Here is a 26,401-nt window from a genome sequence, read left to right on the forward strand (position 1 = left end):
AGTTAGAAAGTTTGGAAGTTTGGAAGTTAGAAAGTCGTAAGTTATCTGTTACACCATTGTATGGAAATTTTAGAGAATGTAGAGACGCATTATCTTGAGTTTCCGCTATGGAACATTTGGTAACTGCCCGAACTATAAAAGCAACTATAAAATTAATGCACAAAGTGGGTTACTGCTTAGTGTTCTTCTTAATCAGGACTGTTTTTAACTCTTAATCCCTTTCTAACTTCTAAACTTCCAAACTTTCTAACTTCAATGTGTACCTTTGTATTCTTACAACTATAGATCATGCATAAACATAAACCGAAGCAGAAGCAGAAACCGACCGATAACTTTAATATAAGTGTAACGACGCTTGCAGGCCTTGAGGAAGTATTGGCTGAAGAACTGCGTGCCCTCGACATGGAGTATATTAAGGTTGGGAACCGTGTAGTATCCTGTTCGGGTAACCTGCGCCAACTATACGAAGCGAATCTATGGTGCCGTACTGCTATCCGTATTCTTAAGCCGATCCGTAATTTTAAGGCCCGCAACGAAGACGACCTGTACGAGCAGGTACAGAAAACGAACTGGTCTGAAATTTTTGACCTCGATCAGACTTTTGCGATTGATGCGGTGGTGAGTCATTCTACGTTTGAGCACTCGCTGTTTGTTGCCCAGCTTACCAAAGATGCTATAGTTGACCAGTTCCGTAAAAAGACCGGCGAACGCCCTTCTGTAGATCGTATTCGCCCGGATGTACGCCTGAACCTGCACATGCACGAAAACATGGTAACGCTTTCCCTGGATTCGTCAGGAGATTCGCTGCACCGCCGCGGCTACCGTTTGCAGACCAACGTGGCGCCACTTAATGAGGTACTGGCTGCCGGTATCATATCGCTTTCGGGTTGGGATAAAAAGTCTACGTTTATAGACCCGATGGCTGGTTCGGGCACGTTCCTGATTGAAGCGGCCATGATGGCGCAGAACATTGCACCGGGTCTTTTTCGCCGCGACCCATTCGGTTTCGAGAACTGGAAAGACTATAACAAGGAGCTTTTTGAAATGGTATGGCGCACCGCCGAAGCCAAAGAGAAGAAAGAACCACAGGCCGAGATCATTGGCTATGACATTGACCCGGATTACGTGGAAGCTGCCCGCACCAACATTGCCAACGCCGGTCTGGAACATGTGATAAAAGTAGAAGAAGCAGATTTCTTTAAAACCAATGCGCCAACCGAACAAGGTGTTTTAGTGATGAACCCGCCTTATAACGAGCGTATCCTGTCTGACGACATTAACTTACTTTACAAGAACATCGGCGACACGCTGAAGAACAATTATCAGGGCTTTGATGCCTTCGTATTCACCGGTAACCTGGATGCGGCCAAAAGTATAGGCCTGCGCGCCTCGCGCCGCACACCACTTTACAACGGAGCCATAGATTGCCGCCTGCTGAAGTATGAACTATACGGTGGCAGCAAAAGGGGAGAAGAGCAGAATGGTTAAAAGTAAGCTTTACTATATACAAAACAAAAGAGCGCCTTTAGCTGGGCGCTCTTTTGTTTTGTATATAGTAATAACTATACGTGTGGCTTATTAGTCGGCTTAGGTACTGTGGAAACCTGCCAGTTACCTCCGAAATGCATATTTAATGCCCAGGCTATAGTTTTTTGGCAAACTATCGATTACCAAAAGCTCGTTTACCTCAGCGTACATCGATAGTTTTTCGGTGCTTCTGTATTCGAAGCCTATGCCCGGTGCTATCCGGATAGCTGCCCCGGAAGCCTCTTGTGTTTCGTTTCTTTCCAGGTTATGATATTTGGAGTATCCAAACCCAAGGAACGTTGCCATCAGGTAAGCATTCATTTTACTTGTCTTCACAAAATCATACTGGTAACCTATAGTTAACATGTAAGATTTGCTGTTGGCCTCTTCAAAAGTAAAGTTGCTATAGCCCAGTCCAAAACGCAGCGAGTTACGACCGGCAGATGAAAAGTAATACTGTGCCCCAGCCTGGTAACCATAGGAAAGCCTGGTTGTTATTTCTTTCCTGTAGTGGTTGCTGTACTGGGCATAGGCAACCCAATACGGTTTTCGCTCTAGTTTCGCATCAGGCTGGTAATGGTAGGTTACATTTCCGCTGGTATATGCCAATACCAAGGCAGTAAGGTCCTGCTCCCTTAGCTTTGTTTTATGTATTTTCTCACTCAGGTCAAGCCTGTCATGCATAAGTACATTAATGATGCCTATATAACGGTTATCTTCCTTTTTATACCTTTTTCCGTTTACCAGCAGGCTCTCTTCGTTGTTTTCAAGTTTGTGTAGCTGTTCGTCTTTTGCGATGTAAAACAACGGAGAGGGCGTCTCGCGCTTCAGCAGGTTCATCTTTTCAGACCCGATCAGTAACTGAAATACAAGCCGCTCCGAATTCAGGTCCCGCAACAGGAAACGCCTGCTATCAGTAAGCTGTATTTCGGCAACTTCGGCGGGTGGCAAGGTGCGTTTGGTATTGTCAGGTGTCAGCAGTATAATTTCGGTAGGTTGATCATAAAAATGTGTGATGGCGCCGTTCAGTTCCTGTCCATTTGTAAGTATCAGCTTGCCCTGCGCAGATTGTATCTGGCCAAAGGCAGTTGTGGTGAAAAGGGTAAGCAGGGCAAGAAGTAGTAAGTTGTTTCTCATAAAGGTGTTATAGACTAAATATAGCTATAAATATATGATTTAATTTTGAGTACAAAGGATAGAATACGAGTAGCGTTTACCTATATACAGAAAAGAGTGCCTGGCTTAAAGCGCTCTCTAAACAAACTATAGTTTAAGCTTTTAAATCTTGCTAAACTGTGCAGCCGTGGCATTTAATCAACTATAGATCTTCTGGTAACCGCTGTCTACTTACACTGCTTTTTTATAATGATGTTCTCCGCGGAGGGAAGGAGTAGAATGGCTTAAAGTAAAAACCCGGTTATAGTATGATTATTTACTTTAACCGGGTTTTTGTTTAAAAGCCTCGTTTAGCTAAATTATACTTCTTTTCCTGCTTTTATACCAACGCAGACCAACTGTAGCTGCCACAGCAACTAAAAGTATAGGCCAGATATAGACCAGTCCGATCAGAAGGTCTTTAAACAGATGCCAGCCACCACTTAATGCGGATGAAACCCGGGTAGAGAAACTGGTTCTGTCGGAGTAGGATGCCGGCACCAACTGGTACATAGTTAAGTTAATGGTACTATAGTTTACTTGCTGTTGCAACGCCTTCATTTGTGCCTGAACCGATTCCAGTTCTTCCTGCACTTTCTGTAACTCAGCTTCAATCGCCAGAATTTCTGATACTTTACTGGTTTTGGTAAGCAGTTCCAGGTACTTCTGTCGTACAGCCTGTTTGGCCTTTATGCGGGCTTCCACATCTACATACTGTAACGTTACATCCTCCGCCGAAACGCTTTTATTATCCAGGAAAATACTTTCGCCTTGTATAGCTGCAAGCAAGGGGTTTAGTTTTTCAGGAGCGACTTTTATAGTATAGTTAGTTTCAATCAGTTCTTTCTGGCTATAAGTCTGGTTATTGGTTATGGTGGCGCCATATGTAGCCGCGAATGTTTCAATTTTGGTGCTGCTTTTGGCCAGGTCTTTTACCTGGAACCGTATAGTTGCTTCCTTCTTTATTTTTTGATTCGGGAGGTTGGCAGGAGGAGGTAATTCTAAGCTGGCCATCGAAGAACCTGCTTCTTCAGTACCCATTCGGGAATCACAACTCATACTGCCGAGAAGCATGAGGGCTACAAAAATGTATAAGTAAGGGCGCATAACGGGTAGGGGTTAGTTTCATGTTTATGCTCTAAAGTATAGTTAGGTAACCCGTTATAAAGATTTGAATTAGAGCAAGTATAGCCAAAAGCAAAAGCCTGTTACAATTAAGTGACAGGCTTTTGTAATTTCAGAAAATCCCCTCCTCAGAGGGGCAGAGGTGGGTTACGAAATCCACGGAATATTCTTGAAGTTTGGCTTACGCTTCTCCAAAAATGCGTTTCTGCCTTCTTTGGCTTCTTCGGTCATGTAGGCCAAGCGGGTTGCTTCGCCGGCGAAAACCTGCTGACCTACCATGCCATCGTCGGTAGCGTTAAAAGCAAACTTCAGCATTTTGATGGAGGTCGGTGACTTCGCCAGTATTTCCTGTGCCCAGTCGTAAGCCGTGTCTTCCAGTTCTTCGTGAGGGATAACGGCGTTCACCATTCCCATATCGTAAGCTTCCTGGGCAGAATAGTTGCGGCCTAAGAAGAAGATCTCGCGGGCACGTTTCTGACCTACCATTTTAGCCAGGTAAGCAGAACCATAACCACCATCGAAACTGGTAACATCGGCATCGGTTTGTTTAAAGATCGCGTGCTCTTTGCTGGCCAGCGTCAGGTCGCAGACAACGTGCAAACTATGGCCCCCACCAACTGCCCAGCCCGGAACTACAGCTATTACCACTTTCGGCATAAAGCGGATCAGGCGCTGAACCTCCAGAATGTTAAGACGCGGAATACCGCCTTCATCTACATACCCCTGGAAACCACGCGCATTCTGGTCGCCGCCGCTGCAGAAAGAGTAAACGCCATCTTTAGTAGACGGGCCTTCCGCAGAAAGCAATACCACACCTATACTTGTATCTTCACGGGCATCCAGGAACGCGTCGAAAAGCTCGAACACGGTTTTAGGGCGGAACGCATTTCGCACATTTGGTCTGTTAAAAGCAATGCGGGCAACGCCGTCTGCTTTTTTATAAGTTATATCTTCGTATTCCTTAACGGTTTTCCAATTTGCTTTGCTCATATCTCAATTATTTGCCCCAAAGGTAAGGTATTCTATAGTTTAGCTCAAATGGTTTTGCCAGCGTCTTTGTAAGTGTTTGGAGAGTTGCTGTTGCAGGCTTATAGGTGCTTTACTTTTTGCTGCATTTACTTGTTAAAAGGCTTTAACATACCAGTAAAACTATAAAACACTATTCTTCAATTTCTTCAGCTATAAGCGAAATGGTTTTATTGTATTTGGTAATCAAACTGTCATACTTGGCCATAATTTCATTGAGCCTTGCAAAATGCCTCAGGTTATTTTGTATTTGTGGCTCACGAAGTACTTGTTCCCAGTTTCCGTTATTATCCTTATCCTGTATTAAAAAGGTATTTATGGCTGGTTCAAGCTTTTCCCTCTTATAGTTGTTCAAGTCTGCGTTAAGAAGGTTCAGCCATAGAATGTCTTCCTGGTAGAGCTCCAGAATGTTATTCAGCAATTCTTTGTTTTCAATAATCCCCAACTTACCAGAAGCTTTTAGTCCTTCGTACCTGCTATTGTTCGAATTAAAATGGGTGGTGTTATACAAAACCCACTTGTAGAGCTTTAAACTGTCTTGCTGCAAAGGCAGGCCGTAAGCGACTTTATAAAAGTAATTGAATCCCTTTTCTACATTTCTATAGGTTTCAATATCACCATTTAACTCAGTCAGGTCCTTTTCCAGGTCTACCTTCAGGCCAGTTAAGAATTCTTTTTCTTCTTGTTTTATATGGTTCTGCTCGCTCCAGTTGTGCAGCCACAACGACAACGTGATAGCGAAAACAATAATCCCGATCTCAATAAGTACTTCTTTAAGCTTATGTTTCCAACCTGTCTGTGGGTCTTTCATAATTTTAAAGGCTGCTTTGGTGTGTTTTATAACTTCTAATACTGCCATCAGTTTGTTTTTTAGTACACCAAAGATACAGCTAGTATAGTATTTTCTGAATATAGATTTAAGAAATAAATGTTAGTGGCACAGATTAGATTAGGGAAGAAATGTATACTATAGTTGTTGCGCCTTACTATTTAGTAACTGCAAGGTTTTAGCGTCTTTTTCGCCTTTAAAGTATTTCGCTAGCACCTGCTTAAACAGGGGATTATCGCTGCTTAAAGCATTAAAAAGCGTCATGCTGGATTTTAGCTTTACATCGTCGGGGCTTCCGAATATCTGGTTTGCAGATTTGCCTTCTAAAGTTAGTAATGCTTCTGTTATCTCAGTTAAGCGCTTCCCTAAAACAGGGTGGTTTAAGTAGGCAATTGCTTCGGCTTTACTTTTAATGGCATAAAACCTTGACGTTTCGCTAAACCCAAGGCCAGCCACCTGCGGGAAAATAAACCACATCCAATGGCTTCGCTTTCTTCCATTTCTGATCTCAGATAAAGCAGTATGGTAGGTGCTTTCCTGGGCTTCTAGAAATCGGTTCAGGTTATAGTTGTCGGGCATAGTAATATTTCATTACTTCTAACGGTTAGTATAAACAACGTGCTAGGCCACCGGCCGAAGCATATTGTTTATACAGTGTTACCTGTTTGGTTTTCTTTAATTCTAAGCTTTTTAAATACTTCCGCTTTGTAGCTGTTTAATACTTCTCGAATTCCTTCCCAATCTTTGGCTTCTAGAATATGGATTAGTTCAATTAATTCTTTTAGTTCATCACTGCCATGATTTAATTTCTGTATTAAATCAATTTTGCTCCTAATAATATTGGTGGCTTGAACGTCTTGATTGTTGCCCAACTCACAAAGCATAATTAAGTTTCTATTTCTCTCGGTCGCTTGGGTTATGTTGTCAATTTTAAAATTTGTCCTATCAGCGAGTATTTGTCTTGAGGACCTATACTTATCAAAATATGGAAGAACGTAATCAATTATCTTTCTAGTAATAAAGTCCGCGAGTAATGGGTACTCTTCAGTAATTCTGTAGTAGTTTTTAAGGTTAGGGATTAGGCTTTCAATACTTCTTGAACCAGTCAATTCGTAATTCTTTACAAAAACTTCTGTGTCATAAATGGAAGTTATGGCTATCTCGGTTTTAAAAGAGTCACCTAATCCTGTCCAATTTCCCCTTGTATCAAGATGAATAACGTGAAACAGGTCATCCGACCTTTTGATAAGTCTACGACCTACAAGCTTAAAACCAAAGTGTGAGAGATTCTCTGCTATAATGTTAGTAAACCTTTTATAGGATTCTTTGAGTTCTTCTTTCTTTAGAGGTCGGTAAACTTTCAGTTCTTCCCAAATCATCTTTCATTATTTAAATTACCGCTAACTATAGTATAAACAACATACGCTTATCTGCACTATACACGTAACTAACAAGTCCTGTTTTAATGTATTCTATAGTTGAGTTCATCAACGTATATGTTTTAGCTAATATAAGAACTACAAACTATTAACCCACCACAAACAAAAAGAGCACCCATTTCTGAGTGCTCTCCAAGTCTTAAACTATATTTTATAGTTGTTATATCCTTCTGATCTGTGCGCCAATGGCATTCAAACGACCATCAATGTTCTGGTAACCGCGGTCTATCTGCTCTACGTTATCGATGATGCTAGTACCTTCAGCTGAAAGTGCTGCAATTAACAGCGCCACACCAGCACGAATATCCGGGGAAGTCATACGGATACCGCGTAACGGAATGTGATTGTTGTGGCCGATAACGGTAGCGCGGTGCGGATCGCAAAGAATGATCTGGGCACCCATGTCTATCAGTTTATCCACGAAAAACAGGCGGCTTTCAAACATTTTCTGATGTATAAGCGCTGTACCTTTTGCTTGTGTAGCCACAACCAGTGCCACACTCAGCAGGTCAGGAGTTAAGCCCGGCCACGTATGGTCCGATATGTTCAGGATGCTGCCATCTATATAAGTATCGATCTCATAATGATCCTGTGCCGGGATATGAATATCATCGCCACGGAATTCCATTTTGATGCCCAAGCGCTGAAAGGTATCAGGTATCAAACCAAGTTCTGGTATCTGGCAGTCTTTTATCGTTATTTCAGAGCCCGTCATGGCGGCAAGACCAATAAACGAACCAATCTCGATCATGTCAGGCAGCATGCGGTGTTCGGTGCCACCCAGTTTCTCCACGCCTTCAATTATAAGCATGTTAGAGCCTATGCCACTTATTTTGGCGCCCATCCGGTTAAGCATGCGGCAAAGCTGTTGCACATAAGGCTCGCAGGCAGCATTGTAAATGGTAGTAGTGCCTTCCGCCAATACTGCTGCCATCAAAATGTTAGCCGTGCCGGTTACCGATGCTTCATCTAATAGCATATAAGTGCCTTTCAACTGATCAGCAGTTACACTATAGAAGTCATCCGATGCATTGTATTCAAACTTAGCGCCCAGTTTCTCGAAACCTACAAAGTGCGTATCCAGTCGGCGGCGACCAATTTTATCGCCACCCGGCTTTGGTAATTTAGATTTCCCGAAGCGCGCCAGCATCGGACCCACGATCATAACCGAACCTCGAATGGCGCGGCCCTGCGCTACAAAAGCTTCTGTATCCAGGTAATCCAGGTCTACATTGTCTGCCCGGAAAGTATAGGTATCAGGCGCGTTACGCTCTACATGTACACCTAAACCTTGCAGCAACTCTATAAGCTTATTTACATCCCGGATGTCGGGGATATTGGAAATGGTAACCGGTTCGGAAGTCAGCAATACAGCACAAAGTATCTGTAATGCTTCGTTTTTAGCTCCCTGAGGTATTATTTCACCTTTTAACTTATTACCACCTATTACTTCAAATGAAGCCATGTACTCTTATTTATTTCTTTGATTGGAAGATCGGGTATTCTTGTTGCGGTTACGGTCTCCGCCTCGGTTATCGCCACCACGGTTGTCGCGGCTTTGCTGACTGCGTTGCTGGTTATCCTGACGACCGCCGCCACCAACATTAGATTCAAACAGGTTATTGCTCTCTATCAGGGCAAGATCCATGTTCAGTTTACCTTTCGATAACTGGCGGATATCGCTCAGGATCACATCGTCGGTAATGCTTTCTTTGTTATAAGAGCGGTACAGCGTTTTCATCAGTTTACCGATAGAGACAATAGCGGCTTCGCGCTCTTTTTCATCTTCCAGTTCGGTAGCACGCTGAATAAGCAGTTCCACGTTCTGGCCATAGTGTTTGAACTTAGGCGTTTCGAGGGGGTAATGCATGCGCTGCGGCTTGTCGTTCAGGTACTCCATCGCGCTAAGCGGGTAAGGCGCATCCACATCCAGCTGCGAGCCAGACATTACAAATAAGTGGTTCCAGAGCTTCTGCTGGTAATCCTGGGTATCGCGCAGCTGCGGGTTCAGTTTGGCCATCAGGTTTATAAGCAACTGCGAAAGGCGGGTGCGTTCAGCTCTGTCTTGTATCGTCAGTATATGATTCACAAGGTCCTGAACGTTACGGCCATATTCGCGCAACAACAGGTCTTGTTTAAAGGAGGTACTTGCTTCCATTAGATTTTATATAAATTCAAAATTATGAATTAGAAACTAGAAATGATAAATATTACACGCAGTGCAACTATGAATTACGAATTTTAAGCTAGAAGTTATAAAAGCTATAGTTTAATCAATACCCTTTATACTTACCGGGCTTGCCCCAATTTCCAATTTTTAATTCATAAATTCTAATTACTACTCATGTATGCGTAGCTTGGCGAAGCTCAGGAGCAGGGTTTTTTCGCCTACTTCATCGAAGTTTATAGTTGCTTTTACGCTGTTTCCCTGGGTGTCTACAAGGGTTACTACGCCAAAACCGAATTTAGGGTGTTCTACCTTCATACCGGCTGCAAGGTTGCTTGTGTCGCTTGGCTTAAAATCGGCAGGAGCGGTGTAGGCTGTGGCGGCCTGTTTACGCGCCGGTGCCTGCACTAAACTACTGATACTGCTCTTGCGTTGCAGCACACGGTCCAGCATGCTGCCAGAAGCTGTATTGCCTGTATCGCCATATTTAAAGTTCAGGTACTTCGGATCGATCTCATCCAGGAAACGGCTCTTTTCGCAGGCACGCAGGTTACCCCACTGGTAGCGGCTGGTTGCGTAAGTTAAGTATAGTTTCTTTTCAGCACGGGTAATGGCCACGTAAAACAAGCGACGTTCTTCTTCCAGGTCGGCACGGGAGTTCAGCATCATCTGGCTCGGGAAGAGGTTTTCTTCCATGCCAACTATAAATACGTTCTTAAACTCCAGGCCCTTGGCCGAGTGAATGGTCATGAGCGTTACAAACTCACCATCGAGGTCAGCTTTGGTATCGGCGTCAGTAATAAGGGCAATGTCCTGTAAGAAAGCTGATAAGCTTTTGTCTTCCTTCTCCGGATCATCTACATATTCTTTGATACCGTTCAGTAATTCCTGTATGTTTTCGTAGCGGGCAAGGCCTTCTACAGTCTTATCCTGGTACAGGTCATCTACTATACCTGAGCGTTTGGCAACATGTTTGGCAACTTCAAAGGCATCGTTCTGCTCCGCCATTATCGCGAACTCGCGTATCATCATCGAGAAGTTCTCAATGGCCGTTCCTACACGGTTACCTAAAAACTCTGATGCATTCTGCACCACTTCCCAAACGCTGTGGTTTATTTCATCAGCTGTTACAAAAAGCTTTGACTCCGTAGTTTCACCAATACCGCGTTTCGGGTAGTTGATAACACGGCGCAATGCCTGTTCATCGTTATGGTTAACCGTTAATCGCAGGTAAGCGATCAGGTCTTTAATCTCTTTACGCTGATAGAATGACAGGCCACCAACAATTTTATATTTGATGTTCATGCGACGCAGGGCTTCTTCCATGGCCCTGGACTGCGCGTTAGTACGGTAAAGAATCGCAAAATCGTCGTAGGAGAGGTGGTTATTCATCTTCTCCTCGAAAATGGACGTCGCTACCAGCTTCCCTTCTTCGTTATCCGAGTTCGCTTTTATTACCTCAATCAGTGGACCTTGTTCATTGTCGGTAAAAACATCTTTTCGCAGCTGTGCTGTGTTATTTTTGATAACCGAGTTGGCTGCGTGAACAATGTTTTTGGTTGATCTATAGTTCTGCTCCAACTTAAACACTTCCAGTTCCGGGTAGTCGCGCTCAAAGTTGAGTATGTTCTGGATATCAGCACCACGGAAGGCGTAAATAGATTGCGCATCGTCACCTACCACTACGATATTGCGGTTTTGGGCAGCCAGCTTACGCGTTATCAGGTACTGCGAGTAGTTGGTATCCTGGTACTCATCCACCATTACAAACTTAAATATGTTCTGGTATTTGTTAAGCGCATCCGGGTGGTCACGGAAAAGTACGTTGGTCTGGAACAACAGGTCGTCAAAGTCCATCGCGCCGGCCTTAAAGCAGCGGTTCTGGTACTGCTCGTATATCTTCCCGATTTTAGGGCGCATGGCAGCTTCGTCGTCGGCTTGTATTACCGGGTCGCTCATGTACTGCTTATGCGATATCAGCTTGTTTTTAGCTGAAGAGATACGGCCCAGCACCACGTTTGCCTTGTATAGTTTGTCGTCCAGGTTCATCTCTTTCACAATGTTGCGAATGAGTGTTTTGGAGTCGTCGGTATCGTAAATGGTAAAGCTTTTTGGGTAGCCTATCTTATCTGCTTCAGCACGTAAAATACGTGAGAAAACTGAGTGAAACGTCCCCATCCAGATGTTTTTGGCTTCGTTGCCGATCACTTTCTCAATACGGTGGCGCATTTCTTTGGCAGCCTTGTTGGTAAAGGTAAGGGCCAGTATATTAAACGGATCAATGCCTAAACTGATAAGATGGGCGATCCGGTAAGTAAGTACTCTTGTTTTGCCTGAGCCGGCACCCGCAATGATCATGGCTGGTCCTTCGGTGTGAAGTACTGCCTTGCGTTGCGACTCGTTCAATAAACTGATATAATCCATTTGTTCTCTTCCGCGTGCTTCTTTTTATTGTGATGCAATTTACGAATACAAATCCGTATTCAGAACCGCCATTGCAAATTGGTAGCTATAGTTAGCTTATGAACAATACTTACCTGAAAAGCGTTTTATAGCAGGCCAAATAAAAGGGCCCGGAATTTGTAACTGTAACACCAGCTATAGTTCCGGTTTGAATTACAGGCTTGTTATAGTTACTTTTGCCTGATCATAAACTTCTTAATAAGAAGAAATTTTACGGATGATATATCAAAAATATCGCACTACCATACCCGCCATGAAAAAACTATTGTTGCTTGCCCTCTTTATTGTTAGCACACAATTGAGTTTTGCACAAAGTAAATCGTCACCGAAAACCACCAAAGCAACTGTAAAGAAATCGGCCACCCAGAAACCAGCTGCTAAAACCAATACGGCTACCGTAGCGCCCAAACCTGCCGAGAAAGCTCCTGAAAGACTGATTTGGAAAACGACGGCTATGCAGGAAGCCATGAAGCACTATACATCGCTGCAGTTTAACCAGGCACACGCCAAGTTTAAGCAAGCTGTTGCAGAAGGGGAGAGCGATGCGCTTTATTTCCTGGGGCGTATGCACCAGTACCGTGAGTTAAAGTATGATTCTGTTCAGATAGATACTTTACAGGAGATACAGAACCGCACTAAATTCTTTTCTGCCAACACTGATTCTGCCCGTTTTTACTTTGAGCGGGCAATAGAGGAAAACAGTCTGCTGGGCCACTTAGGTCTGGCTGAGTTGATGATACTTCGTAACGCGGAAGACAAGCAGAACTTTTTAGAGAAAATGCGCACCGCAGCAGTCGTTATCCGCGAAAAGGCAGTAGAGGGCGATGCCTTCAGTAACCGCATGCTGGGTAGCATGTACTTTACCGGCTACGGCGAAATGAAGGACCTGGGCTATGCTTTTAACTATATGAACCGCGCTGCCAATAAAGGCGACGTAGTGTCGTATACATACCTGGCCAATCTATACCTGGATGGTGAAGGAGTAAAGCCCGATAAAGATAAGGCTGTTTTCTGGCTGAAAAAAGGCGTGGAAGCCGGCGACCGCGAAGCACTTTATACCCTGGGTCTGCTGTACGAAGAAGGAACTTTAGGCGAGCCCAACCTGGATGAGGCCCGCAAACTATACCGCAAAGCTGTTTCTAAAGGTAGTGTAAGTGCCTACGAGCAGCTGCATTACATGAACCAGACACCCGACCAGAAGCTTGCCATTGCAGCCATAACCCGCAACCCGGATATGCTGGAGCGCGCCCTGAAGAACAATGCCAATGTAAATACCACGGCCATACCAGACGATTACGACACAAATCTGAAAAACCGTACTCCACTGATGCACGCACTTTACTTGCCCATGTTGTTGGAGGACTTTGGTGTAATATATGAGCCGGAAGTTCGTCCGGTTATAGTTGGCCGTTTGCTGCAGAAAGGCGCCAACATTAATGCCCAGGACGAAGATGGTCTAACAGCATTACATTACACCGTAGTGGGTGCCCGCGTAAGCAATTCGCAGTTGTTTGAGCAGGAGCAGGTACAGTTGCTGGATACATTGCTCAAATACAAAGCCGATCTGAACATAAAAGACAAGCAAGGTAACACAGCGCTCACGGCTGCATTGCAATCAACAAGCGGGCAGCATATCGGCATTATGGAGCTTGAAAAATTACTTGCTTCCGGTGCAAACCCAAACCTTCAGAACAACGAAGGCAAAACGCCTCTGATACTAGCCTGTGAGCTGAACTCTAACTTCGAAATAATTCTGGCCCTGATACAAGCCGGCGCAGATCCTAAAATGAAAGATCAGGTTGGTAAAACTGCCATTGACTATACAAAACAGGAAAACGTAAGTAACATCCTGATGGCTGCCGGTTCTCCTGCTAAGCAGAATTAAGGCTATTCCTAAAAACAAAGAAGGTGACTATCGAAAGGTAGTCACCTTCTTTGTTTTTAGGATTGGGAGTTTCCGGCTTTCCTATAGTTGAGTTTAAAGGTCTATAGTTCCTAACGCTGGCGCGAGTCTCCAGACTCGTGACTTAAGATGATGTTGAGTCTCCCGACTCAACTGACCAGATAGGGACAGGCATGGCAAAGGCTGAAGCTATAGTTCTATAATTGGCGTTTTACCCCTTCCCAGCCTTCCCCTAAAAACAGCGGGAGGAGTTTAGGTACAGTCTTATAGTTTCTCTTTTGTCATTTCGAGCGTCAGCCGAGAAATCTTATGTGTCTTATAGTTGGGGATCATATTTACCCGAAACAAAACGCAAAGTATTGTGTCTCTACAATCTCATTTTGTAGGGACAGGTCGCGACCTGTCCGCTCGACAGGCTGTAACTTTGAAACGATAAAGTCAACTATAGCAACGGCCGAAAGTCCCCCTTTGAAGGGGGCGAAGGGGGATGTTAAACTGTACCAGATCTCTCACGCTGTTCGAGATGACAAAGTAAAAAGTAATGGTACCTAAACTCCTTTACCTGTTAATAAGGGAAGGCTGGGAAGGGGTAAAGCAACTCTAGAACAATTAAGATCTCTCGGCTAATGCTCGGGATGACAAATGATTTGCAAAGTACCATTAGCAACTTAAACATCTTCTAAACTATTTTCTGGTTACCTTTGTCTCTTTAAACACAGGAAGCAAAGTTCCCTTCCGATTGCTTTAGCAGAATATGATAGTCCTTCAGAATACCGTCATCAGCGACGACATACGTGATAACTTTTTTGTTTGTAACCTCGAGAAATGCAAAGGTGCCTGCTGCGTAGAAGGTGACCTGGGCGCACCGCTGGAAGAAAGCGAACTGGCGATATTGGAAGAAAGTTACGAGCACATAAAACCGTACATGACGGGCGCTGGCAAACTGGCAGTAGAGGAGCAGGGACTTTACATTAAGGATTTTGAAGGCGATTACTCAACCCCAACTATAGAAAACCGGGAGTGTGCCTATGCGCTTTACGATGAAAAGGGAATCCTGAAATGTGCCATTGAGCAGGCATATTATGATGGCAAGATCAGCTGGAAGAAACCAATCTCCTGCCATTTATACCCAATAAGAATTACGAAGTATGATGATTTCGAAGCCCTGAACTATGACCGTTGGAGCATTTGTGCAGCTGCTTGTAATTTTGGTCAGGACTTGGGTGTAAGAGTTTACCAGTTTCTAAAAGAGCCACTTATTAGAAAGTATGGTGAAGGCTGGTATAACGAACTGACAACGTTAATGGAAGAAGAACCTGAGAAGGTTTAGCTTTTAAACTATAAAACAAAAAGAGGAGCAATTTATAATTGCTCCTCTTTTTGTTAAAGGTTATTTCTTAGGTACAAGGTCCAGGTTAATCTTTACCTTATCTACATTATTCTCAGTGTCAACCATTACAGCTACGCAGCTAACTTTAAGAGAACCTGCATTTAATTCCCGTATAGGCCACTCTGTTTTATTATAGGTGTTCTGGTCAAAAATAATCTTCTTATTGTCTGAGGAAAACTCCCAGGTTCCATTCCCATCTGTACCTGAGTAAGTCCCATTTTCGTTAAAAGTTATCTGTGTATAAGAAAGTACCAAGTAAATGCCTTCCATTCTCTCAAGTAATTCAGGATCATCTGTTTCGGCTTTGGCATTGCTCATAACCCATGTATGGGCCGTAAGTAGTTTCATATAGTCTGGCTCGGGATCATCCTTAGTGCAGGCTACTGTGGCTGAAACTATAAAAAGTAAAGCGAACAGGCGGAGTAAATTGTTTTTCATGAAGTTTGTTTTATAGTTAAATTGAGATATCAAATATAGTTTAAATATAGAAAATTAAGATATACTCAAAAATAGATTACAGCTATAGTCAATAGTTGCTATTATATGTTAAATAGATAAAAACAAACAAAAAAGCCGGTACAATTGCACCGGCTTTTCTATTTATAGTTCAGGCTACTTAATCCAGCGCTTTGAAATCAAAGTTCTCCAGATAAGCAGTTGTGAAGTTGCCTTCTTTAAAGCCAGGGTCATCCATAAGCTTCAGGTGGAAAGGTACAGTTGTTTTGATACCTTCAATAACGAACTCGCTTAGGGCACGTTTCATTTTAACTAAGGCTTCTTCACGGGTCTGTGCGCTTACGATCAGTTTCGCGATCATAGAGTCGTAGTTAGACGGGATCGTGTAACCAGAGTACACGTGAGAGTCCACGCGAACGCCGTGGCCGCCTGGTACGTGCAGGTTTGTGATCTTGCCTGGGCAAGGACGGAAGTTGTTCTTCGGATCTTCCGCGTTGATACGGCACTCAATGGCGTGCATTTTAGGGTAGTAGTTCTTGCCAGAAATGCGCTCACCGGCTGCTACCTTAATCTGCTCTTTAATCAGATCGTAATCAATAACTTCTTCCGTAATCGGGTGTTCTACCTGGATACGCGTGTTCATCTCCATAAAATAGAAGTCGCGGTTCTTGTCAACCAGGAATTCTATAGTTCCAACACCTTCGTAGTTAATGGCTTTAGCACCGGCAATAGCCGCCTGGCCCATGCGCTCACGAAGATCATCGGTAATGAACGGAGAAGGCGTTTCTTCCACCAGTTTCTGATGACGACGCTGGATTGAGCAGTCACGCTCAGAAAGGTGGGCTACGTTACCGTGCTGGTCACCGATCAACTGAATTTCGATGTGGCGCGGCTCTTCAATAAACTTCTCCAAGTAAATACCATCGTTACCAAATGCTGCAGCAGCTTCTGTACGGGCATCGTTCCACATTTTCTCGAACTCAGACTCGTCTTTAATGATACGCATGCCACGACCACCACCACCAGCAGTTGCCTTAATGATTACCGGATATTTGATCTTGGCAGCAAGCTTAATGCCTTCTTCAAAAGATTTTAATAAACCTGGTGAGCCTGGTATACATGGTACACCAGCTTTCTGCATGGTTGCCTTTGCCGAAGACTTGTCACCCATCTGGTTGATCATTTCCGGCGAAGCACCTATAAACTTGATGTTGTTTTCAGCGCAAATGCGCGAGAACTCAGCATTCTCAGAAAGAAAACCGTAACCCGGGTGAATAGCGTCTGCGTTGGTAATTTCGGCAGCTGCAATAATATGCGGGATGTTCAGGTAAGACTGTGAGCTTGGAGCTGGTCCGATACAAACTGCTTCGTCAGCAAAACGCACGTGTAAGCTTTCCTTATCGGCAGTAGAGTAAACAGCTACCGTTTTAATGCCCATCTCTTTGCACGTACGGATAATGCGTAGTGCAATCTCGCCCCTGTTGGCAATTAATATTTTCTTAAACATGATGTCAGATTAGAAGATTTGAAGATTTGTAGATTTGAAAATTATGAACAATGAAAATGGAGACGTTTTTCACACCATCTCCATTTCCAAATTTTCTCATTTCCAAATTTTCAAATTTAAATATTAGCTAGGATCTACCAGGAACAATGGCTGATCGTATTCAACTGGCGTAGCGTTGTCTACCAACACCTTCACAATCTTACCTGATACTTCAGATTCGATCTCGTTGAACAACTTCATAGCTTCGATGATACAGATTACCTGGCCTTTTTTCACTTCGTCGCCAACGTTAACAAAAATTGGAGATTCCGGGCTGGCAGCGCGGTAGAACGTACCGATCATTGGCGCTTTGATAGCCACATACTTGCTATCGTCAGAAGCTGGTGCGGCAGCCGGAGCCGCTGGTGCTGCAGGAGCCGAAGCAGCCTGAGGAGCAGCCGGAGCAGGTGCGGCGGCTGGAGCAGCATGGTGAGCTGGCTCGCTAATATACTTTACTTTCTGGTTTGGCTCGCGCTGTACCGAAATTTTAAACTCTTCAGTTTCGATGTTGACTTTGTTCAGGCCGGATTTGGCGATGAAGTCGATAAGGTCCTGGATTTCTTTAGCTTTCATGTGTTATTTTACTCTTTCTGCGTAAGAATAAGTACGAGTGTCTACTTTTATTTTTTCATCCTGGCCAATGAAAAGTGGCACCTGAATGGTTGCGCCTGTCTCTACAATAGCTGGTTTTGATGCGTTTGTTGCGGTATCGCCTTTAAGGCCCGGCTCCGTGTACGTTATAGTTAACTCTACAAAAGGAGGGATCTCACAGGTAAGCGGGCTTTCTGTTTCAGCATGGAAAAGGATGGTTACTTCCTGTCCTTCTTTCATCAGGTCAGCAAACGGTACCATGGCCTCTTGCAGGGTTACCTGCTCAAAAGTGCTCATGTCCATAAAATTATAACCCATATCATCTTTGTAAATGAACTGGTGCGGACGCTGCTCTACACGTGCCGTCGTGATTTTATGACCTGCAGAAAACGTGTTATCTAATACTTTACCACTTCTGATATTTCTTAGTTTGGTTCTTACAAAGGCAGGGCCTTTGCCTGGCTTTACGTGCTGGAAATCTATTACCTGGTAAAGGTCGTTGTTGTATTCGATAACAACGCCATTTTTAATATCAGCTGTGGTTGCCATAAGTATTCTGAATCGTGTTGTACTTAAATGAAACGATAAAAGTATAGCGCAAAACTATGTTTAGCAAACAAAGTTAGTCAATCTGTGTGATTTGTCCCGAAAAAAGGTATGATTTTAACTTGTTATCTATCCATTTAATTAATATGTTATGCATGCGCAACATATTTTTAAAAGCGTATATCAATGCTAGTTATTAGCTTTTATACAGTAGCTGGAGGGTTTTAATGCTGTTAATGCGAACTATAGGGGTTCTGTTAAACGGCTCATTACAGTAAAGACTATTTTGTCGCAGCGTGTATTCCCGAACTCAAACAACTTGCTGTCATTCGTAAGTTTGTACAGGTTATCCTTTAAAAGTGCTTTGGCGCGGTATAACCTTATTTTTACGTTGCTTTCTGTTAGTTCCAGGCACTCCATCACTTCCTGCACACTCATTTCTTCCAGCTCGCGCAATGTATAAACTATTTTATACTTTTCAGGTATGGCATCAATGGCTCTCTCCAGTAAAAGCTTTGCTTCGTTTCTGATGATTATTTTTTCCGGGTCCATAGGCATTATCTGAGAAGGCGGCAATGCATCATAGTCGATCAGGTCGGAGGGGGCTTCGGCTAATTTTTTATCCTTTCTCCATCTGGCCAGGGCTACATTAATACCAATCCGAATGAGCCATGTTGAGAACTGTGCATCGTGCCGGAACTGGAAAAGTTTTTCGTAGGCTTTCAGATACGTGTCCTGCATGGCATCCTCTACTTCGTTTTCAACTTTCAGATAACTCCTGATAACACGGTATAGTTTCTGGTTGTGGCGGCGCATCAGTAGCTCGTACATTTCTTTCTCACCCGCCAACACACGGTTCACAATTTCCGCATCGGAAGTCGTGCCAGTCTCTTTCAAATTATAGTTTGTTGCCTGCATCGTTTTTTATGATTGGATGTGTCAACTATAAGAGGGGTTACATTTTTGTAACGGTTTCTGGCAGAAGATATCTAACTACTAGAACTATAATTTAAAAGGAGGATTAACATCATGAACACAGCATCAAGTATCTCAACCGATCGCCTGCACACTGTTTGGGCAACATTAAAGTATACCTATGCCATTGTACCCATTGTGGCTGGTATCGATAAGTTTACACACCTGCTTACCGACTGGGACAAATACCTGAGCCCTATAGTTGCCGACATCATTCCTTTTAGCCCGCATACATTTATGCTTATAGTCGGCGTAATCGAGATTATTGCCGGTATCTTGGTTTTGCTGCGCCCACGCATTGGGGGCTATATAGTTGCGGCCTGGCTGGTAGGTATTGCTATAAACCTGGTCACTACCGGTGAGTATTTTGATGTTGCCGTGCGCGACCTTGTTATGGCCATTGGTGCGTTTGGCCTTTCTAAACTATCTGAAACTGATAGACCAGAAGGTGGTATAGCTGAACGGGCTGACTATGGCAGGGGACAGATGATCGGGTAAACTATAGTTTATAGTTTAAGTTTCGGATAAATACAGAAAAAGCGGCACTTAAAGCCGCTTTTCTTTTTGATAAACTTTACTTTGCCAGTGCATTATCCAGCCGTATACCTACTCCCAGATTAAGCAATGTCAACCCTTTCGTGAACCTGGTATTTTCAATTCCTGCTGAAATCCTTAACCGATCGTAATACATCCCAATACTAACGCTTTGCATCATTTGCAGCTCATCGGTTAGCAGTGCAGTAGCTCCAAAATTTATGAACGGAACAAAGTCAGATTTAAGATCTTGTATGATGTTATACTGTAGAGCCACCGGGAACCGGAGATAAATTTCCGATTCAGTGATCGGCTCATCCCTGGAACTTATGTCTTTGTAATCATAGAGCATAATGCCTATCCCTAGTTTTCCGGATAGATGCCTGGACTTATCTGTGTGCATAATGTCCCAGAAGTACCCAAAAGCATATCCTTCTCCTGTATAGTTTTTCTCATCAGAGATAGACCCTTTGGCATAAGAACCCTCAAATCCATGTTTAATGAGTGGCTCTGGTTTAATAATATGCACTTTAGTTACAGAGGCAGGGGATTTGCATGTATTATATTTCCTGACTTCCTGTATAATACTCTTGTCATTAAAGGATAGCCTGTCTAAATTATCATCGTAAGTTTCGCAGTCTGTAAAGAGGGCGCGCAATATAACCCTGTACCTGTTATTGGTTCTTAATGTTAAATTATTGTAGGTCTCATATACACCCAGCGTATGGTATGCAGCATCTTTTTTCAACACATACACAAACGTGTTCTGCTTTTGTAGTTCTATAGATAGCTCATCAGCTGGTAATTCTAATTTGTAAAGAGTGGTATAGCCACTCAGCAAAAGTTTCGCAAATCGCTCGACCTGGTGAGTAGTATTACCTTTAATGATATCTGCAGTTACTACATGATGTACTATACCTGTGCCTTCAAAAGTAAAAGATGTGATCTGCTGGGGCGTATAAGTAGTAGTGCTTGTGGCAGCCGGGTTGTCTTTAAACTCAATAGATTGGGTTAACTCCAGGTCAGGGGCATTTTTTAAGTATCCCGAAACTGTATCGCCGTTCTGAACTATATATCCTTTCTCGAAAAGGTTAACCTGGGCACTGACATGGAAGAAGCTAACTGAAAAGAAGATGAAAAGCAGCGTAAAAAGTTTGCTCATATAAGTGGTGTTTATAGTGTTGCTGTTAAATCCGGTCAATAAAAAAGGTGACCTTTCGATCACCTTTTAAATATATAGTAAATATATAATATGATAAATTATTATTTCGGATCATAAGCCCACTTCAGATAGATAGCACCCCAGGTAAAACCACCACCAAAAGCTGCTAATACTATATTATCACCTTTCTTTAGCTGGCTTTCATACTCCCACAGGCAAAGCGGAATAGTGCCGCTTGTGGTGTTACCATATTTATGGATGTTCAGCATCACCTTCTCGTTGCTAAGGCCCATACGGTTAGCGGTAGCCTCAATAATTCGTTTGTTAGCCTGATGCGGTACAAGCCAGGCCACATCGTCGCTGGTCAGGTTGTTGCGTTCCATTACCTCTGCAGATACATCAGCCATGCCTTTAACAGCAAACTTAAACACCTGCTGGCCTTCCTGGAAAGCATAATGCTCACGGGCCTGTACGGTTTCTATAGTTGCCGGTCTGCGGCTGCCACCTGCTTTCATGTGCAGGTACTGTGCACCAGTTCCGTCTGATTTAAGAACTGAATCAATGATTCCATATCCTTCGGTGTTTGGTTCCAGCATAACAGCGCCGCCGCCATCACCAAAAATAATGCAGGTAGCTCTGTCGGTATAGTCTATAATAGAAGACATTTTATCAGCACCTACTACAATTACTTTTTTATACTGACCAGACTCTACAAATTTAGACGCTGTAGCCAGCGCGTAAAGGAAACCTGAGCAGGCTGCCTGTAGGTCATACCCAAATGCGTTTACGGCACCTACTTCCGCCGTAATCAGGTTAGCCGTTGCCGGGAAAACCATATCCGGGGTAGTGGTTGCACAAATAAGCAGGTCAACTTCTTCAGGTTTAGTATTCGTTTTTTTAAGCAGATCCAGCACTGCCGGTACTGCGATATGAGATGTGCCTTTATCTTCGCCTTTTAAAATACGCCTTTCCTTAATGCCGGTACGCGAGGTTATCCATTCGTCGTTGGTTTCCACCATTGTTTCGAGCTCCTTGTTGGTAAGCACGTAGTCTGGTACGTAGCCTGCTACACCTGTAATCGCGGCAGTAATTTTACTCATCTTTAAAAGGTATTAGGTTGTTAGATTAAGGCGGGCAAGTTACAAAAAAAAACTTGGCACAAACTCCCAGTACCTTAAAAAGATAACTGATAAAGTTTATGCCAAGTTCAAATGGTGGCAATAAGAGCCACTGATATTATTCGCTATAGTTCTTTCTGAATCGCTCTGATAAGTTTGAAGCTACCATTTTCTGGGCCTGCAACACCATATTGCAGATAGCAGTAGGAGTAGAAACCCCGTGACCGATCACTGCATTGCCGTTTATACCCAGAATAGGACTGCCACCTTCGGCTTCATAGTTAAACTTGTCGAAGAATGGATCATGCATCTTCTTCTCGTTTAATATGTCATAGATAGACTCTGCCATTTTCAGGATAATGTTACCGGTATAACCGTCGCAAACGATAACGTCTGCCTTATCGTTGAAAACGTCGCGGCCTTCTATGTTGCCGATAAAGTTTATAGTTTGATTTACCTTTAAACGCTGGTGGGCGGCCTGTGTATTTACAGTGCCTTTGCCTTCCTCTTCGCCCAGGTTCATCAACCCAACTTTAGGATTCTGGATATTGAGCACATACTTGGCATAAATAGAACCAAGTTCTGCAAACTGCTCCAGTACTTCCGGCTTACAGTCTGCGTTTGCGCCAACATCCAGCATAATGCCATAACCACCATGCAGTTTCGGAACAAGCCCGGCTATAGATGGCCTTAAAATACCTTCTATAGCTTTAACGCTGAACATAGCCCCTACAAGCATGGCTCCGGTATTTCCTGCGCTGCAAAAAGCATCTGCTTTCCCGGCTTTCAGTAATCCGTAGCCAACAGCTATGCTGGAGTCAGGTTTTTGGGTAAGGGCTTTGGTCGGGTGTTCACCCATTTCAATTACCTGGGTAGCATTAACCACTTTAATGCTTTTACCAGTATACCCGTATTCTTCTAACAACTGCTGTACAATAGCCTCTTTGCCTATAAGCAAAATTTCGTATTGATCAGGAAGCTGCTTTTCGGCAAGTATGGCACCTTTAACTATTGCCTCCGGTGCATAATCGCCACCCATTGCGTCTAAGGCGATCCTCATGTAGTGGTTGATGTTAAACTATACAGAACTAAAACTAATAGCAGCTAAAGCTTACTGAGCGTTAGTTGTATAATTTTTGATTGCAAGCTTGCCTTTATGGAACAGGTCACCTTCTACTACATATGCGTGGTGGAAAAGGTGCGGAGTATCCGTAGTTGGGCAGATCGCAATGGCTTTCTCAGAAAGTTTATAATGAGTTCTTCTCTTATCTCTTCTGGTCTTCGAAATCTTACGTTTAGGATGTGCCATTTTCTAGTTAAATAATTTATTTACTGTTGTTTATAATTCGTTAAGCTACTACTAATTCAGGTTCTTCAGTGCGTCCCAGCGCGGATCGATGTCATCGTCATCATCTCCTTCATCGCTGTCGCTGTCTGAGTCGCCGGCATGTTTCGAAGAATAGATCAGGATATCGTCATCACTGTCTTCGTCCTCTTCTTCCAGGAACCGCGGGTGCAGCTTTTTCATTGGCAGAGACAACCCTATGTAATCGTACAGGTGCTGCGCCACGTTAATCTGCTGCGTATCGCTTGCTATCTGCCAGAGGTCTTCGTCCAGTTCTGTATCTTCCGGACCAAACTTCATGCGAAACGTCTCCTGTACATCCACCGGCTGATCAAACTCCTCCAGGCTTCTGTCGCAGGTTAAGCGTACGGTTCCTTTAATGTCAAAGTGCAGGGTCAGCAACGTTTCCGTCTTTTCCAGTTCTACATCGGCGTGCAGTTTGCCGCCATGCATGATCTCTCCGCTGAAAAGGTCAAAGAAAGAATCATCCATATCAAACTCGAACTGGTGCGTTTTATTGCTGAGTTTGGCAATGTTGATGTCGTATTCTTTTAGCTTCTTCACTACCTTTTTTTATTGCAAGTTGCAAAATTAGAACATTATTCTGACAAATAAAATACCTGCGCGTTAAACAACAGGCATTTGTTCTGCAGTTCTCTTTTTTATTACATCGCAGGCCAGAAACAACGCCTCTCTGAAAGAGGTTTCACTGGCTGTATGTCTTCCGGCAATATCGTAAGCTGTACCATGGTCGGGGGAGGTGCGCACAACGGGCAGGCCAGCTGTAAAGTTAACACCACTCTCAAAAGCCAATGTTTTAAAAGGTATCAGTCCCTGATCGTGGTACATCGATACAACTGCGTCAACTTGTTTGTACTGCTGCATCCCGAAGAAACCATCGGCAGGGTAGGGACCAAATACCAGGTGGCCTTTCTCTTTTAAATGCATTACTGCCGGCCTGATGATCTCCAGTTCTTCCGTACCTAATAGCCCGTTTTCGCCTGCATGCGGGTTAAGGCCAAGTATAGCAATGCGTGGCTTCAGAATGCCGAAATCCTTTTTCAACGATTCCAGCAATATAGTTACTTTCCGGATGATCAGGTCGAAGGTGATCTTATCAGATACATCTTTAACCGGCAGGTGCCCGGTTATAGTTGCTACGCGCAGGTCACCGCTTACAAGCAGCATCAGGCTTTCCGGTGCATCAAAATATGATGTCAGGAACTCGGTGTGGCCCGCAAAACGGAAATCATCGGTCTGGATATTCTCTTTATCAATTGGCGCTGTAACGATGCCATCCAGCAGTCCGGATTTCAGGTCTTTGCAGGCAGCCATCAGTGAGTCCAGTGATGCTTTGCCGGATTCCGGTGTTGGGTTGCCCAGGTTCATTTCCAACGCTTCGTCCAAACAACTGATCAGGTTTACCTTTTTAGGAATTATAGCCTGAACAGATGCTACCTGCTGGTAATGGAAATGCTCGGCGCTCAATGCTTTGCGTACTTTATTAAGTACGTTTGCTGATGCATAAATAACTGGCGTACAAAAGTTAAGTATACGCTGGTCTGATAATGTTTTGATGATCACCTCGGGGCCAATGCCGTTGGTGTCGCCTATAGTTAAGCCCAGTCTGGCTTTAAATCTATTGTCCATGTTGTTTATTTAGCCTGCTCGCTAAGGTAAGTATACACTAAACGCACGCCTGTGCCGGTAGCCAGTTTTCCGCGATAAGAGTCTTCGGCATGTAAGTAAGCAGTTCCGGCAATGTCAAAGTGCACCCAAGGGTAATCGGTGAATGCCTCAAGAAACTTACCTGCTGTAATATGGCCTGCATCTGCACCACCAATGTTTTTTAGGTCGGCAATATCAGACTCCAGTTGCTTTTTATACTCGTCATATAGCGGGAAATCCACTACGCGCTCGTGTACTTTATTACCCACTTTTTTCAGGTCAGCCATTACCTCGTCGCCGGCAGTACCCATGGCAGCCAGGGCTTCTTTACCCAGCGCACGCATTGCAGAGCCTGTTAATGTAGCCAGGTCGATCACTAACTCCGGGTTATACTTTTTAGCAAAACTCAGGGCATCGGCAAGTATCAATCTGCCTTCGGCGTCGGTGTTCAGCACTTCTACCGTTAAGCCGCTGTGCATGGTGATCACATCGCCAGGTGCCACAGCTTGTCCGCCCGGGCGGTTATCTGTAGCCGGTATCAGACCGATAATATGAAGTGGCAGGTTGTTTTTAGCTGCAGCATACAATACGCCTGTAACCGCAGCAGCGCCCGCCATATCCGATTTCATATAGTCCATCGACATGGGTGTTGGCTTTATACTTAACCCACCGGTATCGTACACTACACCTTTTCCAACCAATACATAAGGCTTGCTATTTTTAGCGTTCTCTGGCTTCCATTCTAATATATTAAAGGTAGCAGGCTCTTCGCTTCCCTGGTTCACGGCCAGCAAGCCACCCATCTTCAGGCTTTGTATCTTTATCTCGTCCAGCACATCAATGCTGAAACCAGCTTCGTTGGCCAGTTCTATCAGTTGCTCGCTAAACTGCGACGCCGACTGGTGGCTGTGTGGCTCGTTAATTAAACTTCGTGTTTTGTAGACCGCCTCCAGCACGTTAGCCAGTTCCTGCACTTTTTGTCCGTCTATAGTTTCATCGGCTATAGTTATGGTTTTAAGCGTAGTCTCTTTAGTGTCTTTGGTTTTATGCTTAAAGTACTGGTAGTTGCTCAGGTATAAGCCTTCGGCTAAGTATAGGCTGGCATTGCTGTTAGTTTTATCAACTATAGTTAAGCTTTCTGATTTATCAGTTTTAAGCTGCTTTAGCAAACTATGGCCGGCCTGGCGAAGCGCCTCGTTTTTCAGGTCTTCGGATTTGCTATCGGGCGTAACAACTATATACACGCGGTGCGAATAGCGGTTCAGGTAAATGAACTTGGCTTCCTGCTGTAACTGCTGTTGCACATAGTTTTGCTCTTCCGGCTGCAGTTCCTGCAACTCAGTTCCCTTGTCGGCAGCTATAATAAGTGCCAGATCGGTATTTTTAGCTAAGCTTGTGTCGTATTTAAGTTGTGTTGGCATTTGTCGTTCGTATCT

25 protein-coding genes are annotated in these 26,401 nt (G+C 43.9%); 4 read left to right on the top strand and 21 right to left on the bottom strand.

The window, feature by feature from the left end; all coding sequences use genetic code 11:
* Positions 1 to 288 precede the first annotated feature (288 nt).
* On the top strand, positions 289 to 1,488 hold the full coding sequence (locus ABS362_RS06200; protein ID WP_350411514.1) for a THUMP domain-containing class I SAM-dependent RNA methyltransferase: 1,200 nt from the start codon (positions 289 to 291) through the stop codon (positions 1,486 to 1,488).
* Between the two features lie 123 nt (positions 1,489 to 1,611).
* Here the strand turns inward: ABS362_RS06200 and ABS362_RS06205 are convergent, their stop codons facing one another.
* The 9 genes from ABS362_RS06205 to ABS362_RS06245 form a co-directional block, all read right to left on the bottom strand.
* A complete protein-coding gene (locus tag ABS362_RS06205) occupies positions 1,612 to 2,664 on the bottom strand; it encodes a hypothetical protein (protein WP_350411515.1) in 1,053 nt (350 codons plus the stop codon).
* 333 nt (positions 2,665 to 2,997) lie between these two features.
* On the bottom strand, positions 2,998 to 3,789 hold the full coding sequence (locus ABS362_RS06210) for a DUF4349 domain-containing protein (protein ID WP_350411516.1): 792 nt from the start codon (positions 3,787 to 3,789) through the stop codon (positions 2,998 to 3,000).
* A gap of 165 nt (positions 3,790 to 3,954) precedes the next feature.
* On the bottom strand, positions 3,955 to 4,797 hold the full coding sequence (locus ABS362_RS06215) for a 1,4-dihydroxy-2-naphthoyl-CoA synthase (protein WP_350411517.1): 843 nt from the start codon (positions 4,795 to 4,797) through the stop codon (positions 3,955 to 3,957).
* A gap of 169 nt (positions 4,798 to 4,966) precedes the next feature.
* The gene (locus ABS362_RS06220) at positions 4,967 to 5,692 is read right to left on the bottom strand and encodes a hypothetical protein (protein ID WP_350411518.1); all 726 of its coding nucleotides are present in this window, start codon (positions 5,690 to 5,692) and stop codon (positions 4,967 to 4,969) included.
* 108 nt (positions 5,693 to 5,800) lie between these two features.
* Positions 5,801 to 6,241: a DUF1810 domain-containing protein gene (locus ABS362_RS06225; RefSeq protein ID WP_350411519.1), complete on the bottom strand. Its 441-nt coding sequence runs from the start codon at positions 6,239 to 6,241 to the stop codon at positions 5,801 to 5,803.
* Positions 6,242 to 6,309: 68 nt separating this feature from the next.
* Positions 6,310 to 7,041, bottom strand: a complete 732-nt coding sequence (locus tag ABS362_RS06230; RefSeq protein WP_350411520.1) for a hypothetical protein — start codon at positions 7,039 to 7,041, stop codon at positions 6,310 to 6,312.
* Positions 7,042 to 7,261: 220 nt separating this feature from the next.
* The gene (murA, locus tag ABS362_RS06235) at positions 7,262 to 8,566 is read right to left on the bottom strand and encodes a UDP-N-acetylglucosamine 1-carboxyvinyltransferase (RefSeq protein ID WP_350411521.1); all 1,305 of its coding nucleotides are present in this window, start codon (positions 8,564 to 8,566) and stop codon (positions 7,262 to 7,264) included.
* A 6-nt stretch (positions 8,567 to 8,572) separates the two neighbouring features.
* The gene (locus ABS362_RS06240; RefSeq protein ID WP_350411522.1) at positions 8,573 to 9,259 is read right to left on the bottom strand and encodes a DUF4290 domain-containing protein; all 687 of its coding nucleotides are present in this window, start codon (positions 9,257 to 9,259) and stop codon (positions 8,573 to 8,575) included.
* A gap of 180 nt (positions 9,260 to 9,439) precedes the next feature.
* Positions 9,440 to 11,692, bottom strand: coding sequence for an ATP-dependent helicase (locus tag ABS362_RS06245; protein ID WP_350411523.1), 2,253 nt, complete (start codon positions 11,690 to 11,692; stop codon positions 9,440 to 9,442).
* Between the two features lie 292 nt (positions 11,693 to 11,984).
* Here ABS362_RS06245 and ABS362_RS06250 point away from each other — a divergent pair, with 292 nt between their 5' ends.
* Together ABS362_RS06250 and ABS362_RS06255 are read left to right on the top strand one after the other, a co-directional pair.
* The gene (locus ABS362_RS06250) at positions 11,985 to 13,616 is read left to right on the top strand and encodes an ankyrin repeat domain-containing protein (RefSeq protein ID WP_350411524.1); all 1,632 of its coding nucleotides are present in this window, start codon (positions 11,985 to 11,987) and stop codon (positions 13,614 to 13,616) included.
* A gap of 772 nt (positions 13,617 to 14,388) precedes the next feature.
* Positions 14,389 to 14,964 carry a DUF3109 family protein gene (locus ABS362_RS06255; protein ID WP_350411525.1) on the top strand — a complete coding sequence of 192 codons (576 nt, stop codon included), beginning with the start codon at positions 14,389 to 14,391 and terminating at the stop codon, positions 14,962 to 14,964.
* 60 nt (positions 14,965 to 15,024) lie between these two features.
* Here ABS362_RS06255 and ABS362_RS06260 read toward each other — a convergent pair whose 3' ends face one another.
* The 5 genes from ABS362_RS06260 to ABS362_RS06280 all read right to left on the bottom strand — a co-directional run bounded on the left by ABS362_RS06260 (position 15,025) and on the right by ABS362_RS06280 (position 19,081).
* Positions 15,025 to 15,462, bottom strand: coding sequence for a lipocalin-like domain-containing protein (locus ABS362_RS06260; RefSeq protein ID WP_350411526.1), 438 nt, complete (start codon positions 15,460 to 15,462; stop codon positions 15,025 to 15,027).
* A gap of 178 nt (positions 15,463 to 15,640) precedes the next feature.
* The gene (accC, locus tag ABS362_RS06265) at positions 15,641 to 16,987 is read right to left on the bottom strand and encodes an acetyl-CoA carboxylase biotin carboxylase subunit (protein WP_350411527.1); all 1,347 of its coding nucleotides are present in this window, start codon (positions 16,985 to 16,987) and stop codon (positions 15,641 to 15,643) included.
* 123 nt (positions 16,988 to 17,110) lie between these two features.
* The gene (gene accB, locus ABS362_RS06270) at positions 17,111 to 17,599 is read right to left on the bottom strand and encodes an acetyl-CoA carboxylase biotin carboxyl carrier protein (RefSeq protein WP_350411528.1); all 489 of its coding nucleotides are present in this window, start codon (positions 17,597 to 17,599) and stop codon (positions 17,111 to 17,113) included.
* A gap of 3 nt (positions 17,600 to 17,602) precedes the next feature.
* On the bottom strand, positions 17,603 to 18,166 hold the full coding sequence (efp, locus tag ABS362_RS06275; RefSeq protein ID WP_350411529.1) for an elongation factor P: 564 nt from the start codon (positions 18,164 to 18,166) through the stop codon (positions 17,603 to 17,605).
* Between the two features lie 240 nt (positions 18,167 to 18,406).
* Positions 18,407 to 19,081: an RNA polymerase sigma factor gene (locus tag ABS362_RS06280; protein ID WP_350411530.1), complete on the bottom strand. Its 675-nt coding sequence runs from the start codon at positions 19,079 to 19,081 to the stop codon at positions 18,407 to 18,409.
* A gap of 111 nt (positions 19,082 to 19,192) precedes the next feature.
* On the opposite strand from ABS362_RS06280, the gene ABS362_RS06285 reads away from it, so the two are divergent.
* Positions 19,193 to 19,636 (top strand): tRNA (5-methylaminomethyl-2-thiouridylate)-methyltransferase, encoded by a 444-nt coding sequence (locus ABS362_RS06285; protein WP_350411531.1) that lies wholly within the window; start codon positions 19,193 to 19,195, stop codon positions 19,634 to 19,636.
* A 76-nt stretch (positions 19,637 to 19,712) separates the two neighbouring features.
* Here the strand turns inward: ABS362_RS06285 and ABS362_RS06290 are convergent, their stop codons facing one another.
* The 7 genes from ABS362_RS06290 to ABS362_RS06320 form a co-directional block, all read right to left on the bottom strand.
* On the bottom strand, positions 19,713 to 20,834 hold the full coding sequence (locus ABS362_RS06290; RefSeq protein WP_350411532.1) for a hypothetical protein: 1,122 nt from the start codon (positions 20,832 to 20,834) through the stop codon (positions 19,713 to 19,715).
* A gap of 101 nt (positions 20,835 to 20,935) precedes the next feature.
* Positions 20,936 to 21,934 (bottom strand): beta-ketoacyl-ACP synthase III, encoded by a 999-nt coding sequence (locus ABS362_RS06295; RefSeq protein ID WP_350411533.1) that lies wholly within the window; start codon positions 21,932 to 21,934, stop codon positions 20,936 to 20,938.
* 136 nt (positions 21,935 to 22,070) lie between these two features.
* Positions 22,071 to 23,012 (bottom strand): phosphate acyltransferase PlsX, encoded by a 942-nt coding sequence (gene plsX / locus ABS362_RS06300; RefSeq protein WP_350411534.1) that lies wholly within the window; start codon positions 23,010 to 23,012, stop codon positions 22,071 to 22,073.
* Between the two features lie 51 nt (positions 23,013 to 23,063).
* Positions 23,064 to 23,261, bottom strand: coding sequence for a 50S ribosomal protein L32 (gene rpmF, locus ABS362_RS06305; RefSeq protein ID WP_162426976.1), 198 nt, complete (start codon positions 23,259 to 23,261; stop codon positions 23,064 to 23,066).
* Positions 23,262 to 23,312: 51 nt separating this feature from the next.
* Positions 23,313 to 23,861, bottom strand: a complete 549-nt coding sequence (locus ABS362_RS06310; RefSeq protein WP_350411535.1) for a YceD family protein — start codon at positions 23,859 to 23,861, stop codon at positions 23,313 to 23,315.
* 63 nt (positions 23,862 to 23,924) lie between these two features.
* On the bottom strand, positions 23,925 to 24,947 hold the full coding sequence (gene pdxA, locus ABS362_RS06315) for a 4-hydroxythreonine-4-phosphate dehydrogenase PdxA (protein ID WP_350411536.1): 1,023 nt from the start codon (positions 24,945 to 24,947) through the stop codon (positions 23,925 to 23,927).
* A gap of 5 nt (positions 24,948 to 24,952) precedes the next feature.
* Complete coding sequence (locus ABS362_RS06320) at positions 24,953 to 26,386, bottom strand: leucyl aminopeptidase family protein (RefSeq protein WP_350411537.1); 1,434 nt, start codon at positions 26,384 to 26,386, stop codon at positions 24,953 to 24,955.
* Between the last annotated feature and the right edge of the window lie 15 nt (positions 26,387 to 26,401).

The sequence above is a fragment of the Pontibacter populi genome (assembly GCF_040278685.1).
Taxonomy (GTDB): Bacteria; Bacteroidota; Bacteroidia; order Cytophagales; family Hymenobacteraceae; genus Pontibacter; species Pontibacter populi.